Origin of the sequence: Phormidium sp. FACHB-592 (assembly GCF_014695795.1) — a bacterium.
Taxonomy (GTDB): Bacteria; Cyanobacteriota; Cyanobacteriia; order Leptolyngbyales; family Leptolyngbyaceae; genus Stenomitos.
On the sequence record NZ_JACJOZ010000012.1, the window covers coordinates 71,640 to 89,954 of the forward strand.

18 protein-coding genes are annotated in these 18,315 nt (G+C 47.3%); 10 read left to right on the top strand and 8 right to left on the bottom strand.

Going from position 1 to position 18,315, the window contains the following annotated elements; translation table 11 throughout:
• Positions 1-238: 238 nt before the first annotated feature.
• Positions 239-928 (bottom strand): DUF2834 domain-containing protein, encoded by a 690-nt coding sequence (locus H6F86_RS02240; RefSeq protein ID WP_190446485.1) that lies wholly within the window; start codon positions 926-928, stop codon positions 239-241.
• A 286-nt stretch (positions 929-1,214) separates the two neighbouring features.
• Between H6F86_RS02240 and H6F86_RS02245 the strand changes: the two genes are divergently transcribed.
• Positions 1,215-2,264 carry a tetraprenyl-beta-curcumene synthase family protein gene (locus H6F86_RS02245; protein WP_190446486.1) on the top strand — a complete coding sequence of 350 codons (1,050 nt, stop codon included), beginning with the start codon at positions 1,215-1,217 and terminating at the stop codon, positions 2,262-2,264.
• A 9-nt stretch (positions 2,265-2,273) separates the two neighbouring features.
• The gene (locus H6F86_RS02250; RefSeq protein WP_190446487.1) at positions 2,274-3,401 is read left to right on the top strand and encodes an NAD(P)/FAD-dependent oxidoreductase; all 1,128 of its coding nucleotides are present in this window, start codon (positions 2,274-2,276) and stop codon (positions 3,399-3,401) included.
• A gap of 12 nt (positions 3,402-3,413) precedes the next feature.
• Here H6F86_RS02250 and H6F86_RS02255 read toward each other — a convergent pair whose 3' ends face one another.
• Positions 3,414-4,127: an SGNH/GDSL hydrolase family protein gene (locus H6F86_RS02255; protein ID WP_190446488.1), complete on the bottom strand. Its 714-nt coding sequence runs from the start codon at positions 4,125-4,127 to the stop codon at positions 3,414-3,416.
• A gap of 157 nt (positions 4,128-4,284) precedes the next feature.
• Here H6F86_RS02255 and blaOXA point away from each other — a divergent pair, with 157 nt between their 5' ends.
• On the top strand, positions 4,285-5,154 hold the full coding sequence (gene blaOXA, locus H6F86_RS02260; RefSeq protein ID WP_190446489.1) for a class D beta-lactamase: 870 nt from the start codon (positions 4,285-4,287) through the stop codon (positions 5,152-5,154).
• A gap of 116 nt (positions 5,155-5,270) precedes the next feature.
• Here the strand turns inward: blaOXA and H6F86_RS02265 are convergent, their stop codons facing one another.
• From H6F86_RS02265 to H6F86_RS02290, 6 genes are all read right to left on the bottom strand, one after another.
• Positions 5,271-5,750 (bottom strand): hemerythrin domain-containing protein, encoded by a 480-nt coding sequence (locus H6F86_RS02265; protein ID WP_242033324.1) that lies wholly within the window; start codon positions 5,748-5,750, stop codon positions 5,271-5,273.
• 748 nt (positions 5,751-6,498) lie between these two features.
• Positions 6,499-6,978 carry a BON domain-containing protein gene (locus H6F86_RS02270; RefSeq protein WP_347240068.1) on the bottom strand — a complete coding sequence of 160 codons (480 nt, stop codon included), beginning with the start codon at positions 6,976-6,978 and terminating at the stop codon, positions 6,499-6,501.
• A gap of 137 nt (positions 6,979-7,115) precedes the next feature.
• Entirely contained in the window at positions 7,116-8,345 is a 1,230-nt protein-coding gene (locus tag H6F86_RS32020; protein ID WP_190446491.1) for a YsnF/AvaK domain-containing protein, read from the bottom strand.
• Between the two features lie 592 nt (positions 8,346-8,937).
• Positions 8,938-9,426, bottom strand: a complete 489-nt coding sequence (locus H6F86_RS02280; protein WP_190446492.1) for a CAAD domain-containing protein — start codon at positions 9,424-9,426, stop codon at positions 8,938-8,940.
• A 135-nt stretch (positions 9,427-9,561) separates the two neighbouring features.
• On the bottom strand, positions 9,562-10,074 hold the full coding sequence (locus tag H6F86_RS02285) for a hypothetical protein (RefSeq protein ID WP_190446493.1): 513 nt from the start codon (positions 10,072-10,074) through the stop codon (positions 9,562-9,564).
• Positions 10,075-10,160: 86 nt separating this feature from the next.
• A complete protein-coding gene (locus H6F86_RS02290) occupies positions 10,161-10,607 on the bottom strand; it encodes a hypothetical protein (RefSeq protein ID WP_190446494.1) in 447 nt (148 codons plus the stop codon).
• 568 nt (positions 10,608-11,175) lie between these two features.
• On the opposite strand from H6F86_RS02290, the gene H6F86_RS02295 reads away from it, so the two are divergent.
• The 7 genes from H6F86_RS02295 (at position 11,176) to H6F86_RS02325 (ending at position 18,206) form a co-directional block, all read left to right on the top strand.
• Complete coding sequence (locus H6F86_RS02295; RefSeq protein WP_190446495.1) at positions 11,176-12,111, top strand: NAD-dependent epimerase/dehydratase family protein; 936 nt, start codon at positions 11,176-11,178, stop codon at positions 12,109-12,111.
• 311 nt (positions 12,112-12,422) lie between these two features.
• Positions 12,423-13,598, top strand: a complete 1,176-nt coding sequence (locus H6F86_RS02300) for a F420-0:Gamma-glutamyl ligase (RefSeq protein WP_190446578.1) — start codon at positions 12,423-12,425, stop codon at positions 13,596-13,598.
• A 90-nt stretch (positions 13,599-13,688) separates the two neighbouring features.
• The gene (locus H6F86_RS32025) at positions 13,689-15,041 is read left to right on the top strand and encodes a GNAT family N-acetyltransferase (protein ID WP_190446496.1); all 1,353 of its coding nucleotides are present in this window, start codon (positions 13,689-13,691) and stop codon (positions 15,039-15,041) included.
• Positions 15,042-15,054: 13 nt separating this feature from the next.
• On the top strand, positions 15,055-15,546 hold the full coding sequence (ruvX, locus tag H6F86_RS02310; RefSeq protein WP_190446497.1) for a Holliday junction resolvase RuvX: 492 nt from the start codon (positions 15,055-15,057) through the stop codon (positions 15,544-15,546).
• 60 nt (positions 15,547-15,606) lie between these two features.
• Complete coding sequence (locus H6F86_RS02315; RefSeq protein WP_190446498.1) at positions 15,607-16,167, top strand: DUF3727 domain-containing protein; 561 nt, start codon at positions 15,607-15,609, stop codon at positions 16,165-16,167.
• Positions 16,168-16,450: 283 nt separating this feature from the next.
• On the top strand, positions 16,451-17,542 hold the full coding sequence (gene mltG / locus H6F86_RS02320) for an endolytic transglycosylase MltG (RefSeq protein WP_190446499.1): 1,092 nt from the start codon (positions 16,451-16,453) through the stop codon (positions 17,540-17,542).
• 133 nt (positions 17,543-17,675) lie between these two features.
• On the top strand, positions 17,676-18,206 hold the full coding sequence (locus H6F86_RS02325; RefSeq protein ID WP_190446500.1) for a YqeG family HAD IIIA-type phosphatase: 531 nt from the start codon (positions 17,676-17,678) through the stop codon (positions 18,204-18,206).
• Positions 18,207-18,315 lie beyond the last annotated feature (109 nt).

Sequence of the window (18,315 nt, forward strand, 5' to 3'; positions counted from 1 at the left end):
TATTGCGGCGATCGCTGAATCTAAAGATCGGGATCAGAACAGCTAGACATCTTTCCTTCTAGCTCAGCAGTGGTAACGCAAACAGAGCCAGCAGCAAGTATGCATAACCAAAGCAGTGCTGCCATGTTTGCTGACTGCTCAGTTCTTTGCATTGCCTACTTCCCTGGATGATGGAAATGGAAGAGACTTAAAAAGTGACACCGCTTCATCTCTTCACCGCTTCACCTTATTAACGTCTTCAAGTCGCCTCTAGTCCATTACTTAGGGATGTGCGATCGCTCGGTTGAGTTTCCCCAAGCGATGGACGCAAACAAAGATAAACCAGCGGTCCAAATAACGGAACGAGGGCAACCGACCAGAAAAGCCGCGCACTGTAGACGTTGCGTCGTGCCATATCATCGTCGAACAGCGATGTGATGGGAAAGATTAAACAGATCGAGCAGAAATCTAATGAAATCAAATGGACAAAAGGCTGAGTGTGGAACTGGTGCACGTAGTCTTGCCAATCACCAGCAACAACGGCATAGATAATTAGTGCGATCGCACTAATTAACAAGACAATTCCTGTTGAGCGACGATCGAAAAGTTCAAGCCATTTGTCTTTCTCGCCACAAAACTCTTGATTGCGACGACGAAACAAGAGATAGGGCAATAAGCAAATCACTCCAGTAAAATTTGAGCCAGCAAAATAGGGCCAGGCGCGAAACTTTTGCATACGACCATCGGCAAACATTAGGCAGGCATAGACCAGCGGCAACACTCCCATCAAGCTAAAAATCGCCGGAATATATGCATTGAGGTCGCCCCACTGCAAGGTAATTAACTTACGCCCTAGATACCAGGTAGAGGAGTAATCGAGGGGTGCAAGCCAGACGGTGTAAGCAACAAAGCTGAGCCAAATAAACCAAAGTACAAGCCGCCTGCCCATAAGTAGCGCCCTCTAACGTCTACTCATAAGCTTCTAGCTCTCTTGTTTAAGGTACCTCTATCTGTAGAACCATCTCTGTTTACAGAAAACCTTATAAAGGAGGCAACTACCCATCTCACGAATGCTTCTCTTCGCTTCTCAAGTTCTAAATTATTTATGTCATTTCAAAAGGAATTATTAGAAGTGTTTAACTCTGCCTCTATGAAGAGGGTGAACTATGGAAGCCTCTCTAGAGTAACAGCACTAGGTTCAGTTATGTTGGGCGATCGCCGAAAGCTAATTTTTTATGAGTATTCCGGTTTCTCCCTGGACGTTGATGTTAGAAACTCGCCTTAAAGTCATTCCAACCGTACGGAGTTACTTAAAAAGCTGGGAATTTCAAGCACAGAAAATACCAAATCGAGAGCTTCGCAAACAAGCGCTAGACAGTCTTGAGGCAAAACAATTTCACTGTGAAGGTGGCTCAATTTATGGCTTGCTTGCTAAACGGCATTGCCAGGAAGCTATCAAATTTATTGTGGCGTATCAAACAATTAGCGATTATTTAGACAACCTGTGTGATCGCAGTGATTCGCTCGATCCCAAAGATTTTTCTGCCTTACATGAATCCCTGGTAGATGCACTCACACCTGGAGCACCGCACACAAACTATTACCGGATGCGCGGTGATCAAGCGGATGGTGGCTACTTACACGCCTTAGTCCGAACCTGTCAGGACGTGCTTTGTCAGTTACCGCATTATGCAACGATCGCTCCAGCTTTACATGAGCTAGCCCGTTACTACTGCGACTTACAAGTTCACAAGCACGTCAGGGTTGAAGAGCGAGTACCACGCTTGAAAACATGGTTTGCCTTGCATCAGACGCAACTGCCTGAGATGCGGTGGTACGAATTTTCTGCTTGTGCTGGCTCTACTCTAGGCATTTTTTGCTTAGTGGCTTATGCTTTTGAGCATGAATTATCGGATGATTTGATCGAGCAAGTCAAAAATAGTTACTTCCCCTGGGTGCAAGGATTGCACATTTTATTGGACTATCTGATTGACCAGGAAGAAGATCGAGTGAATGGAGATCTGAACTTCTGTTTCTACTACAAAAATTATGATGATATGTTGGAACGCTTTAAACACTTTATGCAGAAGGCAACTAAAAGCGTTTCTCAATTGCCGCATACGCGCTTTCATCAATTAATCAATCAGGCATTACTAGGAGTTTACCTTTCAGATAAGAAAGTTAGACGGCAACAGGAGGTACAGACGATGGCGAAGCAGTTAATTCACTGGTCAGGTGAGCCAGCAGCCTTTTTCTTTCGGAGCCGTTTGCTAATCGCTCATTGAGGTTAAATCATGTCTAAGATTGCGATCGTTGGTGCAGGGCCCGCTGGCTGTTCAGCCGGCTATCACCTGGCAAAAAGCGGGCATGATGTTACCTTGATTGACAAACAAGGGTTTCCAAGAGACAAAATCTGTGGCGATGGCATCAGTATTGAATCGATCCAATCTATTTCGACGATGGGCATTTACCCACATGACATTAGAAAATTAGCATCAGAGTATGCCCCGATCCACCATTTCTTCCTAGGTGTCTCCAATCGAATCTCTCATAGCGAACCGACAACGCTGGAGGCTTATTGCATTCCCAGGCTGGTGTTTGATCAACTCCTGTATGAAAGAGCGATTGATGCAGGCTGTTGTTTCCTTACCCAATCGGTGCACAAAAATGATTGGCAGCGTCAGGGCTTACTTGATGCCTTTGATACGATCATTGATGCGCGGGGTGTTTCTGCGGGTGAAGTGACTGCGATCGCCATTCGAGCCTATTGGATGGTGAAGCGCCAAGATTTATCTGAAACAGCGTTGGCTGAAGCTCAAATTCATTTTGATCGCAGCTTAGGTGTAAATGGCTATGGTTGGATCTTTCCTGTCTCAACACAACACGATTTGGTGAAATTGAATGTTGGTGTTGGCGTTTGGCTCGATGAATACCAGACGCTAAACGTAAATGTGATTCAACTATTTAAACAATTCATTCAAAAAAATAAAGCTGCTCAACAGCTACTTAGCAAGGTGGTGAGCCAGCAACCACCTAAAGTATTCCCCCTAGCAACTGCTAAAAAAGGAAACAAAGTGGCTGATGGGAAGGTGCTCCGGATTGGTGATGCAGCCAATTTGACCGATCCACTAACAGGTGAGGGTATTGCTAATGCTGTCCTTAGTGGTTTTTATGTCGCGCAAGCAGTGAACATGAGCCGTACTCCTGCTGTGACAGCAGAAAACTGGCAATATCTGTATGAATCTCACTTTGAAGCCGATTTGCGTGCTGGTTTAAACATCAAAGCATTCAGAAAATTTTCGTTTATGAATTATCTGCTCATTTGGTTAATGAAACAGAGTCCCCGTGTCGCCCAACAGGTCAGCCATGCAGTTGCAGGGGTCGTTCCCTACAATGAAGTCATGGCATCGCTTAAATACTGATGTAATTCGGCTTTAGCTTAGGACAAAGGGAAGAAAAGCCCGCCGTATTTCCGAGGCACCCCGCAGGCTTGGCTCAATCGTCGCTGTAAACCAGGATGGATCACCCTGGAGAAAATGAGCATGAAGATCAACCAATTGCCCGTAACGAGTAGCAATTTGTTGAATGGCAGTATTCATACGTTGGAGGTTCTTACGGGCGATCGCTGGATCAACCCCTGAAAAATTGCGGCTGTCATCTCCTAATGTAGGATCGTAGACATTGCCCAATAGCACAGGACGGATGGGTAGCTGCTGCACAAACGTGTCGAGGGCAGTAGCAAAGGTTGTTATCCCTGCCCCTGTATCTTGAATCAGTCCCTGCAATAGATCATTACCGCCCACGGTGATCAGGGCGAGCGCCGTTCCCTCAACTCGTAACCCTTGTGTCTGAGCCGGTAGACGCGTAACTGTTGCGCCATCATAGGCACGATGTTCCAGGCGGGCAGAACTACGTGAGGCGAGGTCTTGACCTTTAAAGTCGGGAAACAGTCGATCGTCATTCTGAACCAGAAGTTGCCCTGGATGCACACCAAACTCGTTGTAGTGTCCGCAATCAAGAATCGAGTCGCCAAAAGTATAGAGTGTTATCATTGCTTGCTCCCGTTGATTACAGCCCAAAAGTGTTAGAGCTAGTGCCCCTCCAACGGTGTAAACTAACTGTCGTCGTTTAGGTTGGAATAGAGTCATCGCACTAACGATTGAAAGTGTGATTAAGTGAAACTGTCTAGTTATATTGCCCTGGCTCTCTTTTTGATTAAAAGAACAGTTAAGCACCTGATATAGCGGAATGAAAATAGGCTGGGTTGTAGTTCAAGGCTGCTCAGACTTAAGTTTCTTACATATTATGAACCGATTAAGGCGTAGGGGTACTACAGGGTTAATTGCATTAAGTTGCATCACTGCTGTTCTCGTTCAAACTGTGCAAGCTGGCTCACCTATGCCAAAAGCACAGTCTAAGACTTCAGGAGCGATCGCGACTGCCCAAACTAGCGATTTTAGCCAGCACTTTCGAGACTTGGGAGTAGAAGGCTCAATTCTGATTTATGACGCAACGAGCGATCGCACGTATCAACACAATCCTCAGCGTAATGCAACCCCTTTTTTGCCTGCATCAACATTCAAGATTCTCAATGCTCTGATTTCGCTTGAGACAAAAGTGATTGCTGATGACGTTGCTGTTCTAACATGGGACGGTATTCCAAGGCAAATACCCGAGTGGAACCGCGACTTAAACATGAGAGAGGCAATGAAGCTTTCAGCCATTTGGTTTTATCAGGTGCTTGCCCGCCGAGTGGGGCACGAGCAGATGCAAAAATGGATTACTCAAGTGGGTTACGGCAACCAAACCATTGGTAGTAAAGCAGCAATTGATAATTTTTGGTTGGAGGGCGAACTCCGCATTACACCCCAACAGCAAGTTCAATTTCTCCAACGCCTTTATAAAAATGATTTACCGTTCTCTGAGCAATCGCTGGCGATCGTCAAAGACATGTTGATAATTGAAAAAACGCCAGATTACACAATCAGAGCAAAAACTGGCTGGACTGGGTTTGGTAATAAAACAATGCGTCAAGCAGGATGGGTTGTAGGCTACTTAGAGAAGGGTAAAAATGTTTACTTTTTTGCTACCAACATTGATTTCCGCACCGAGGCTGATGCACCAAAACGGATGCAAGTCACGCGCCGTTGCTTAAAAGCATTGGCACTACTGTAAAAAACACCAATTACAGCAGGTTCCCAATAGGTAAGCTACAGTGCTTATGGAAAGGTGGAAAGGAAAGCGGGGCAGGGTAGTGTCCTGCCCTCACAAATAACGCTGAAAGTACCGTGTTAGTGAGCAAGTCCTGCCTGCACATCTTCCTGCGATCGAGCTTTGACACCCTGAAATTCTTCACCAAGCTCCATTAGTTGCTGTTCATCCATACACTGACGAACTGCCTCAAAAATTTCATTTTCCTCTTCTTCAACATGATGCTGAACGGCTGCCTGCAATTTCCCCAACGCAGCTTTAAATTCAGGATCATCTGGTTGCATTTGCCTTAGCTGCTCTAGAAAGGTTTCAGCTTCCTCATGTTCTGTTTCCGCTTCTTCAAGAAAGCCTTCAGTTTCTGGATATTCCCGCATCGCTGGGTAAAAAGACAATTCTTCAGCCCGTGCATGCAGATTTAGCTCTGTATAAAGCTGCTTAAAGCACTCATAAAGCTTCTTGCTGCTTGCCTTTTCTGCCTGTTCAAACAGTTGTTCAACCTTACGGTGATCCGCTTCAATTAAAGAGATAACATCCATTGTTTTTGCTTTTGCCTTTGTCATGGTTGTCTCCATTAGAAAATTTAAAACTAGTGAATCATCAACGCTTTCAATCGCTTTTACGAAAAGGGTATTGACAGTTGGACAAGGTGGTAATACGACATCTCAAACATGCTCAACTACAAGCTTCTCGTTGTTTACAGGCAAGTTCTACTAGCCTCTATAAGCTGTCCTGAGGCTTTTATTGTATATAGGCGTTATTTTGCTAGCGTCTAACTTTTGACAGGCAATGACTAAACGTTTCCTACCGTTAAATAAGCAGCTGGGCGCAACTTTTTATAAGTGCTTTGGGCGAAGTCGAAATACTCTCAGTCCTGTACGTACGCGGGCTGAGCGCAGTCGAAATTCGATCGCTCAATGGGGCTTAATCTAGCCCTCCTACTTAAGGTATTTTATAAAATCTCTGTGTTAGTTAAATTGCAACTCCAAATTGGAGACGACCTATCTCTTGGTAGTAGCAATGCAGACATAACGCGAGTTGTAGCTAAAGGATTATTAAAATTTTAAGGGCATTGCAGACGAAATTAAACCGCTGTAAAGGATAGAGTTTACAGCCATGAAATAAACTTTTTTAGAAGAAATACAAAGCACCCCCTAATAAAGCAATGGTTTGTTCCAATCAACAGACCATATGCCATTAGAAAGTGCTTTTACTGTTTAGAAGGGTTGTTTGTTCCCTGATAATTCTTCGATCGTTAGGTGTCTAATTATTCAGCTAGAGAATCACAAGGACTCCTCAAGGTGCCCTTATCTACTGTGCATTTGTCTGTGTCTTGATGGGGTTGCTGGTTCCAGGCTTAGCGGGTTCTGGTTTGATTGCTGTATTTACCGTCGCTGTAACATCAACGCTCTTTACGCCTTTGATTTGCTTGGCTAGCGGTTCAATTTTTTGTAGTTGCTTTTCATCAACCACTTTACCTGTAATGGTGACGGCTCCCTCTTTGGCATCGACAGCAAGGGTGCTAGCTGGTAAGTTTGCCTCTAACTTTGAGCGCACCTCGCTCTTAAGATCACCATCTGCTCGCACTGACTCATCGCCAATAGCACTATTTCGCTGTTCGCGCGCACGAATGTCAGCGTTAAGTTGTTTGCGTCTTATTTCACCTGTGGCATCGTTTTGATTTGTTTGAGCCGCTGGCTTATCAACATCAACGTTGGTAGGGCTGGTAGCAGCAGAATCCGGCGCTTCACTGCTAGTCTTAGCAGCATTATCACAAGCAACTACGCTCACAGCTAAGATGCTACTAAACAAAAGGGCTATGGATTTCTGCATGGGTTAATTAATTCGTGTTCGTTATGTTGCTGATTTGAAAAATTTGAGGTCGAGTGGCAAAGTTAAAAACAATTACTTTGCCACTCTCAATCGCTTTAGCGACGGTCTTTTGGCAAGTCGCCAGGTCGTGCATCTACAGACGGATGTCCTTGAACATCAACATTGATTTCTTCACGACGCAGTGTTTCTTCGCGGTTAACCGTACTGCGATCAACTTCTTTACGAATGCTCACTTCTTCCCGTACGAACGCTTCCTTTTGGATTACAGGGGTTTCTTCATACACCTCTATACGAGCAGTTTCGCCCTGAAAAGCATTTGCATCTGGTGTTACACCTGTTTCAATGCTGCCTGGGGAGCGTTCAATAACAACGCGCTCTTTTTCAATCGGTATTGAAGTGCGGGCAACTTCCGTTTCAATATGCTTACCGATCGCAACTTCACCCGTCTTTGCACGCTTCTTATCTACAATTAAACGTTCTTCATGAAGCTCGATATTCTCTGCACCTGGGATGCCAACGGTTTGACCTGCGGTACTAATGGGTTGTGCTGCTACTTGCTGCGACGCTGCGGAAGACGCTACTGGAGTAGGTATAACAGGTGTCGCCATATGATTTGCTTCATCTTCCCGAGCTTTAATTCGGCGTTCCTCAAACTTTCTAACTGCCTCTGCATCAGTACGCACAGTGGGTTGATGTACTGGCTGATTTTCAACCATTCCAGCAGTGGTTACACCAGCCGTTGCAGGGATGTCGTACACGCCCCATTCCTGGACTCCGCGATGGTTTAGAATTCCTTGAGCGTGAGCAATTTCTGCATCTGTACCATCAACCATGACCAGATATTCACCGGCTGAAACACGATCGTTATAAACTTTCGCTCGATCTTCAGGAATACCCATACCGATTAATCCGCCCAGCAACGTACCTGCTGCGGCTCCGATCGCCGTCCCGGCTGCTGTTGTTGCCAGTGCTGTTGCTGCGGCTCCTGCCAGCATGATGGGACCAAGACCAGGTATTGCCAGTGCTCCAAGACCAACCAGTAGTCCTGTTAAACCACCCAAAGCCCCACCAGACAGCGCTCCCGCTTTCGCGCCATCATCCGCTTTGTTATCGTGACCTTTGGTATCACTATGAACGTTCGTACTAGCCCCAGCAATCGAGCCTTTACGATCACCATCTTGGGCAACGACGGATACTCGATCCATTGGGAAGCCAGAATCTCTTAATTCGTGTAGCGCTTGTTCAGCAGCACGGCGGGTTGGGAACGTACCAATTGCCCGACGATGACCACGGTTAACCACTGATTTAGAACGATCTACAACCATTTTTTCTCCTATTGCAACTTTTGAACAACATGAAATTATTTGACTATGCTTCGCAGTATTGCGATCTGCATTAACCTGCTACTCTTTGAAAAAACTACTCGTTGCTAAAGATTCAAACCTTTAAAGCAAGGAGATATAATGACCCTGTATGGGTTGTGAGAAAGAATTCTAGTGGAATCCTTTCTCACAAAGTCTTTCAATCTCACAACTGATTTATGACGGCTATATAAGTAGGAGGCCTAAATTAAGCACTACTTAGTGATCGGGTCTCGGCTGCGCTCAACCTGGCTATACATAGAGCTGAGCGCATTTCGGCTTCGCTCGATGCAGCGTATCAATAGCGAAGTCGAAATGCACCCTATCAATAACTACGTCTAGCTACTTAAGCAATGTCTAATTGAACAACATCCAGGCGATTAAAAAGTATTTAGGAGCCAGTAGTAAGAAGCCGCATTGCAGAACTTAACCGCAACAATTTGTTGTGCTGGCTTCTAATCTCTTGGCTCCTAATCCTTCAATTTAGATGCACCGCCGACAAGGAATCGCTATAAATAACGTTCCTTCCACATAAAGACGTTACTACCAAACAGACTTAGCTCTGATCACCAAAAAGTTCTGCTTTAGCATTGTTAAACATCTGAGAAAGCTCATGACGATTGTTCGCTCGCAGAAGGTAACGCCAGATAAACCAAGCCACGGTTGCTAGACCAATTAACTTGAGTACTGGTGTAACGAGGGGAATATCATCAATGGCATCAAGTGCTGCAAAGACAACCCTAATTCCTAGCAACGTAAGGAGAGTCCAGCCTAATACGCTTAGGAGTTGCTTGTTCTGTTCAAGAAATGTTCCAGTAGACTGAATTGCTTTGGCTAAGAAAGCGTTTGCCTTCACCTGAAAAGATGCCCAAGCTTCTCCTGCTGCATCAGCCGCATCAGTTGTAGCTGTAGCTGTCTCTTGAATAACCGTATCTTGTGTTGCTGGAGCTTCCATCAGCATTGGATCAGTGGTTGAAGAACCATCAACCGACATGACTTCCTCCACTTCACCGTATTCGTTTGTAGTCACAACTTCAGTTGACATGATTTTTCTCCGTATTGATCAACAATGAACAGACAGTTGATTAGCGAACAGTAGCCTTGATTTTCAGCGAGAGAGAAGTCAGAAATTATTGACTGATTGCAACTTTCTGACTTCTTTACAACTCACTCTTACGGTCTAATGACGACCACCCATCCACTTAGCAGCGATCGCTCCAAATACAGCACCAACAACAGGGTTGCTGAGGAACTTCACCAGAGCAGGTTGGTCTGCTAGAACTTCATGAAAGACATCGGGGTGATTGTGATAGGCAAAGCCAGCAAGCTTGCTGACATCATCGGCTGACATATGGCTGGGATGATGGGTAGACAAACCCAACTGCTTTTCTAAATCACGATCTTGCAAGCCCCGCTTTTTCAGGTGACTGAAAAACTCTTGAGCAACATCTTTACGCTCGTTTGGCTTGATTTGGGCGATCGCCTTCTGTAGTTCAGGTTCCATCTGGCTTGCAGGAACGCGATCGGGATGGAAAGATCGGCTGAACAAGTTATGGCGCTCATCTCGGGAAGACCGTTGAGCAAAATCGTCAAAATTTTGGTAGCTTGATGCTGTATCGTCAGGCATCATTTCTTTATCGCCACCTGCCAAATCACGCATGACCTGGCGTTTGTAATCATCACTACTAGGCATAGCCTTAACGTCCTTTTGAAATTAGTGTTGAAAAGTTGGTGAACAACTAAGCTGCTTGCTTATATCCCGTTAACAAGCATCTACTCTTAGCTAGCTGCTTGGTACTCAATTTGTTTGGATTGAGCATCATAGCGAGCGGTAAGAATCAGTTCTTTGTTGGGTGCGTACATCAAAACGGTCAGGTCTTGATTGGGGAAGTTTTTGCGGAAACCCTGAGCCAACGATTGAGCTAGTGCTTTGACTTCATTGGGGCGAACCTGAGAGGATATCACGGCTCCCAGCTTGTTGTTGTCCCGCACAAACGCATCTTTGATTAAGCCTTTGCTGGTTTCAACAACCCAGTTACCAAATTCTTGAGCAGAAGCAGAATCTCCGCGTGCAATCTGACCGTAATCAATACTACGATCAATGCTAGAGGGATAATTTGCCTGAGGCGATTTAGTTGCTGTGCCACTGCACGCAGTCGTAAAGGCTAAAACGAGCACTAAAACAAGCGCCGTTAAGCTTTGTCGAACGCGATGAGAAAGATTCATTGTTAACTTTCCTCTAAGTAATGAACAGATAGAAACGCTGTAATGAAGAAATGTGAAACAGAAATATAGTTGCCTATAAGCCTTCACCGTTAACAGTGTTTCAGTTGACAGTGCTGTAGTGTCATCATCTATAAAGCTACAAGCCAGAATAGATGTATCCCTCTCTCTTAAGTCCCATCTGGCTCTCTACCTGAAGCTCATGCTTTATATAGGCTTAAAATAACCATCAGAGTTATTTAGAAAATCAAGTACGGAAGGCACTATTAATCTTCAGCTACCTAGTTCAAAACAGCCCCTCGATAGAGTTCCATAACCAGTTGCTATCAGCGACAAGCAATCATCAAAGGTTTCCATATGATTACGTAAACCATGCTGATAGCTTGTAACCCTTAACATCAGTAAATGCCTTTTCATAGATGGCAATCCGAGAGACTCAAAGCCTGTTTCTCCTGCTTTTAAGTCTTGCTCAAGTCTCTACTACTTAGTTGCGTGTGCAGTGTCGATCGGTAACCATCAACCGCTTCAGCCTAAGATGGAGAGTTGTTGCAGTCGGGGGACGAGCAAGGGAATGCGGATTTTAATCATGGGCGGCACTCGGTTTATTGGCGTTTACCTAACGCGCCTTTTAGTAAAGCAGGGGCACGATGTGGTGCTTTTTAATCGAGGCAAAAGGACTGCTCCTGTAGAGGGCATCCAGCAAATTCACGGCGATCGCACGAACCCTACTGAGCTGAAAGCAAAGCTCTCTGGCGAAACCTTCGATGCCATCTTTGATAACAACGGACGCGAACTCACCGATACCCAACCGCTGGTAGAAATTTTTAACGACAAGGTGCAGCACTTTATCTACATGAGTTCTGCTGGCGTGTATCTCAAAGCTGATCAGATGCCCCACGTGGAAGGGGATTCAGTTGATCCCAAGAGCCGGCATAAGGGCAAGCACGAAACAGAAGCCTATCTGAGCGAGCAGAACGTGCCGTTTACGTCTATTCGACCCACTTACATCTACGGTCCGCAAAACTACAACGACCTGGAAGCCTGGTTTTTCGATCGCATCGTGCGCGATCGTCCGATCCCCATTCCCAGTCACGGTCAACACTGTACTCAGTTTGGGCATGTGCAGGATCTAGCGCAAGCGATGACTCAGGTCTTAGGCAATGCCAGCGCGATCGGGCAAATTTATAATGTGTCGGGCGATCGCATAGTGACATTTGACGGTCTTGCTCGCGCCTGTGCCGCTGCTGCGGGAAGGTCTCCTGATGCTCTAACGATCGTCCACTATGACCCTAAACAATTTGACTTTGGCAAGCGCAAAGCCTTTCCCCTTCGTACTCAGCACTTCTTTACCTCTATCCAAAAAGCCCAGACTGAACTCAACTGGCAACCCACCTACGATCTCATCTCCGGTCTTAAAGACTCCTTCCAAAATGACTATTTAGCTTCTGGACGCGATACAGCCTCGATTGATCTTTCTATTGATGAGGAAATTTTGGCAGCAAGGTGAGGACGCTAGGAGAGCAGAGGGCTGAGGATACTGGGGAAGAAGGGGAGCAAGAGAGCAGAGGGAGGGAGGCAGATTTTGAGTTACTCTTTTATGCTCTCTCCGCTTCTCCTGCTTCCTCCGCCTCTTCTGCTTCCCCTGCCTCTCTTCTGCTTCCCCTGCCTCCTCTGCTTCCCCTGCCTCCTCTGCTTCCTCCGCCCCTTCTACTCCCCTTACCTCTTTTGCTTCCCCCACTTCCCGTCTAGTTGCTGCAAAACTCCCAACTCCTACTAGACTTTTTAACAGAGTGATTAGGCGAAATAAGGCTTGTGGGGATTATTGCGAGCATTGCGATCGCGGTTGTTGGTGTCGTCATCCTTTTGCTGTTGGCATTAGAGGTGCAGTACCGTCGCCGTCCGGGAAACAAGCTAGAGCTAACAGCAGGCAACTGGCAACTAGAAGTTTATGAGCCGCAGCGCTACCTATTGGTAGGCGAACTGGAGTTCCGTAACCTGACCCAGCGCTTGGAAGTGATGGTGCCTGAAATTTGGGTAGAGGTAAAGCTGCTATCCACAGATAGTCTGAAAGGGATTACCACTGACGCACAGGTCATTCCTCGTTACAAAGATGCTGAACCTAGAGCCGATGGCTATTGGGAAGGGCACATTGTTAAGCGTGAGGTGTCGCCGATCGAAATCCAGGTAGAAATCCAGGGTGCAGACCTAAGTGCCTTGAGGGTTGCCTGGATACGGGTGCATTTTTTCACCTATGGTCCGCAGGGACGCATACCGCGTGTGCGCCATGTCATTGTGCCGCTGGTCTTCCCTAGTCCGGCAGATTCTAAAAACTGGCGACCCGCAACAAATGCGGATGTGTTGCCGATTCGCACTCATCTGTTGACGCACCTCGACAACCCTGTGGAAGTAGTGCAGCGCTACGTCTTGCCCAATGCTCAGCCCGGCGATATTGTCACCATTGGCGAAACGCCGCTAGCAGTCATGCAGGGTCGGTTTCGGCATCCCAGCGATCTAAAACCGGGCTGGGTCGCACGGCGGTTATGCTACCTCTTTATGCCTACATCTAGTCTGGCTACTGCCTGTGGGTTGCAAACCTTGATCGATTTGGTCGGTCCTGTGCGGGTGCTATTTGCCTTTGGGGTGGGAGCGATCGCCAAAGTTTTTGGCAAACCGGGTGTCTTTTACCAGTTAGCAGGTGAGCAAGCTCGTTTAATTGATGACGTAACAGGCACTATCCCGCCCTACGATCAGTTCATTGTCTTGGGACCGCAAAACCCACAGCAAGTAGTCGATCAAATCAAACGTGAAACAGGTTTAGCTGCTGCCATTGTTGATGTCAACGATTTAAGAGCGGTGAAAGTCCTGGCAGCCTCTCCTGAGTTAACAACATCGTTTCTTCAGCAGGCGCTGATTAAAAACCCGGCGGGCAATGCGAGTGAACAAACACCTGTTGTTTTAATTCGACCAGTTAAGTCAACAAAGTTGGTAACCTGATTGAAAGTCGGTTTAGCCGATAAGCTTTAGAATAGAGACTAAACAGTCAAACCCTGGACGTTGCGCGCGGCTGCTTACAGCCATACCACGATGACTCAAGTTCTTCCTCAAACCACCCAAGTTGTCATCCGACCTATCCAGTATCGTGACTTGGAAATAGTCGAGCGTCTCTGTGCGGCGGATTCTGAGCAAGACACTTCTCGTGAAACGATCGCCGAAACCTCCTCAGCGTTTTTGTTTCGTCCGTGGCGTGGTCTTAAAAAAGCGTTAGGTCTGGTATGGTCACCAGCTCAACAAACCTTTGGAGCCTACCTGACAGATCAAGATAATCAACTGCGCGGCATGATTCGGATTTCGCCGTTCAACCGCACACGTAGCACTTGGCGAGTCGATCGCGTTGCCGTTGTGCATACTGTTGAACCATCGACTGACCCTTCAACTGCCCCTACTGATACCTCAACTGATGTTCCATCAGACCAGCCGAAGTTATCGGCAAAATTGAGCCTGGCGACGGTTGGTTCACAACTTCTACGGCACTGCTTTGAAAAGATCTGGGAAGCACGTACCTGGCTTTTGGAAGTAGACGTAAACGACACGGCATTGCTGGCGCTCTATCGGCAAAATGGCTTTCAGCCGTTAGCGCAAATGACTTATTGGTTGCTGGCTGCTGACCAACTTCAGGAAATTGCCGAGCGGGAACCAGATTTGCCCAATCTTCTGCCCATTAGCAATGCTGATGCTCAACTGTTGTATCAGTTAGACACGGCAGCCATGCCACCGCTGGTACGGCAGGTGTTTGATCGTCATATGCTCGACTTCAAAACGAGCCTATTCGGTTCTTTGATGAGTGGTGTCAAGCATTGGTTGAGCCATACCGAAATGGTCAGCGGCTATGTCTTTGAGCCACAGCGGAAAGCGGCGATCGGTTATTTTCAGATCCGTCTTTGCCGGGATGGTTCGCAACCGCATCAGGCACAGTTAACGGTGCACCCTGCTTACACCTGGCTCTACCCTGAGCTGATGTCGCAAATGGCACGTATTACGCAAGAAGTGCCAGCCCAAACTTTAGAGTTAGCATCGTCTGACTACCAGCCAGAACGAGAAGAATACCTGGAGCGCATTGGTGCAACTCGGGTTGCGCATACGTTGATGATGTCACGATCGGTCTGGCATAAGCTGCGGGAGTCAAAGCTGCCGATGGCACTCGATTCGCTTCAGCTTTCCGAAGTGCTGCAAGGGTTCAAACCAGCACGTAAGCCAGTACCTGGTCGCATCTCTTTGCTGCGTTTGTGGAACCAATCCACCACTGATCCTAAAGCAGGCAACGCTGCTCCTGACACCGACAGCGCTCAAAGCGAAGTGACGCGAGGCAATCAATCACTATTAAACCTGCCTACGCCCACCGATTTTTCTGACCCGCCGCAGGAAGGACCTTGCTGCTAATCAGTGGAACGTGATGCAAATCTCTGCACTGGGGTTAGATGTTGGTCGAAAGCGGATTGGTGTGGCAGGCTGCGATCGTACTGGGCTGATCGCGGCTGGACTCATGACGATCGATCGCCAATCCTTCCAGCAAGTGCAAAGCCAGCTTCAACAGCTTGTTACAGAACGTAACGTGCAGGTCTTAGTGGTAGGCTTGCCGTACACTATGAGCGGCTCGATTGGCGCACAAGCCCGCCATATCCAAAAATTTGCCCAGGCAATGGCAACCGCGCTACAGTTGCCACTGGAATATGTAGACGAGCGGCTAACCTCTTTTCAGGCGGAACAGTTGCTTCACGCACAGAAAATCTCCCCTTCTCGCAATAAAGGGCTAATCGATCGCAAAGCTGCGTCCCTCATTCTGCAACAATGGTTGGATGAGCGCCGCCTCAAGGCAACTTACACTCAAACGTCTCCAAAACCCGACGCGGCTGACTCTGAAGCGCTGGATTCAACCACCTTCTAAGTCATGGGTAGAAACGTGTAAACCGCCTGTAAAATGATCGATTTTAGTGGAGAGTCCGGCATGGATGAAGACGATCTCGAGATGGAAGTAGAAACCGTAACCCTGACGGATGATGCCGAACGGACGATTACCTGCACCATTGAACATTCGCTAGAAGTAGAAGGGCAGGAGTATGTGCTGCTCTTACCAGTCGATTCACCCGTCGAAATCATTGCTTGGCAGGAAGATGGCGACGAGGAAGAAGCGGTTCCCGTTGAAGATGACGAAGACATCAATCTTCTCTTTCCGGTTGCCAAAGTGGTTCTAGAGGAGCAAAACCTGGTGCTTAAGCGTACTGCCGTTACCCTAACGGTAGAAGGTGAGCTCCCCGACCTGACTGAGGAAGATGACCTCGCAGGCTTAGAATCTGACGCTGATGGTGAAGAAGAAGAACTGCAATTTCTGGCAAGCTTCTACTACGAAGAGCAAGAATTTGGCATTTACGCACCGCTTGATCCCTTTTTCATTCTGGCGCGCGTTGATGAGAATAATCAGCCTCAGCTACTGACACCAGAAGAGTTAGAGAAGATTGAGCCACTGCTGCCAATGATTGAAGACCAGTTGATTGATCAGTTTGATTAGCTTGTTTGAAGGTGCTTATTTGTTTGAAGGTGCTTATTATGTTGTAGTTGTTGGCTGTTAGTTCCTAGAGTATCTTGCTACTGGAATCGCGAGGAGCTTTCTAACAAACAAATACCTGTAGGGGCAGTTTTGGCACCAAAGTTAACGGCTAGATGTCAAGACTTTAGCAAAACCTGCCCCTACCACAGGGTAAAGCTATACTTGGCAATCTCCCTGTTACTGGAAGCTACTTACTAACAACTAGCAACTCTTTATTCTCGATCGATTGAACCAGCGACACAGCATGAAAGCAATTCAAGGCATGATCAAGGGTGCGATCGCTCTGCTGTTAATAGCAGCGATTAGTGCAGTTGGCTGGCGTGGTTGGCTATGGTGGACAACTGCCAATACACCCCCGGTCGCTGCTGGAACAACAGCAAAACCCGTGAAACTACGCATTCCGCCAGGCACCTCAGCCCAGGAAATTGGCAGAGATTTACAGGCACTTGGCGTGATTCGTTCAGCGACCGCATGGGATCTTTGGTCACGCTGGCGCATGTTTAAAGAACCAGACGGCGGCTTCAAAGCTGGTGTGTACCAGCTATCGCCGACGGAACCATTAGAGTCAGTCGCAACCAAAATTTGGGACGGTGAGGTGGTTCGTCTGGGCTACACCATTCCAGAAGGTTGGTCGCTCCGGCAAATGGCGGCTTATTTTGAGGAGGAAGGCTTTTTCTCGGCGCAGGCGTTTCTTACGGCTGTAGAGCGCTTTCCTATTGCTCAGTACACCTGGTTACCTAACAAGAGCGAACCTGGATTACCGCTTTTAGAAGGTTTTTTGTATCCTGACACGTATGATGTGTCGGGGCTACCAGTAGAACCCGAAGCTATTTTAAAGCAGATGCTCGACCGCTTTGAGCAGGTTGCCTTACCCCTTTACAAGCAAGGACAAAAACAAACTGACCTTAGCTTTAGCCAGTGGGTGACGCTTGCTAGCATTGTTGAGAAAGAAGCCGTGATCGCTAACGAACGGCCCCGCATTGCAGGCGTCTTTGTCAACCGTTTAAAGAAGAATATCCCTCTCGGTGCTGACCCAACGGTTGAGTACGGGCTAGGCATTCAGCAAACACCAGACCAGCCGCTCACTTTGGATCAGGTACGTACGCCTTCTGCCTATAATACTTACCTGAATACAGGGTTGCCGCCAACGCCGATCGCCAGCCCTGGTCTTGCCAGCCTTAAAGCGACTTTGAAGCCAGAGGACACCGATTTTCTCTACTTTGTTGCGCGGTACGATGGTACCCATGTTTTTAGTCGCACCCTGGCAGAGCATCAGGCAGCGCAAGCGACTATTCAAGACAAGCGCAAGTCTACCAAGTCCAGCAACGCTCAGTAAGCGAACCTATCGCTCGCCTTTCACAGTGCAGTCTACCCGGACACGGTTGACCGCCTACCAACACGATGCAGGCTTTTACTGTTAGCAATGTGTTGGTTCACGCTTTTAGAACCCATCATTCCTACTTTTACTTATGTCCTGGGGCAAACTTCTTCAACCTGATCTCATCCTGCACGGACCGATCCTGAAACTGACACCCGCAATGCTGCAACAGCATCAGCTTAAGGGGTTAGTCCTTGACGTAGACGAAACTCTAGTGCCCATTCGGATGTCTGAGGTTTCGGCAGAACTGCTGCCCTGGGTAAACGAAATTCGCCAGGTGGCAACCCTGTGGCTTGTAAGCAATAACATTAGCGAGAACCGCATTCAACGAATTGCTAAAACCTTAGATTTACCTTATATCACTGGTGCTGCCAAGCCGTCTCGTCGTAAGCTGAGACGTGCTGTAGAGGCAATGGGACTACCGATAGAGCAAGTGGCAATGGTAGGTGATCGACTCTTTACTGATGTCTTGGCAGGCAACCGTCTCGGTTTGTTCACCATTTTGGTCGAGGCGATGGTCAATCCTAACGAAGCAGCCAAACGATCGCCCCTTCATGCACTTGAAGTTCGGCTTTCGCAAGCCCTAGGTGCCTCCTTCTTGCCAGATATGTCAGATAAGTAACTGCTAGAGGGAAACGGCTAACCGTCTGACACACCGTTCTGCTTGCAGTGAAAACCGCAGCTACAGAGGCAATGAAAAGATATAAAACACTGAGTCATTTGTAGTAAAG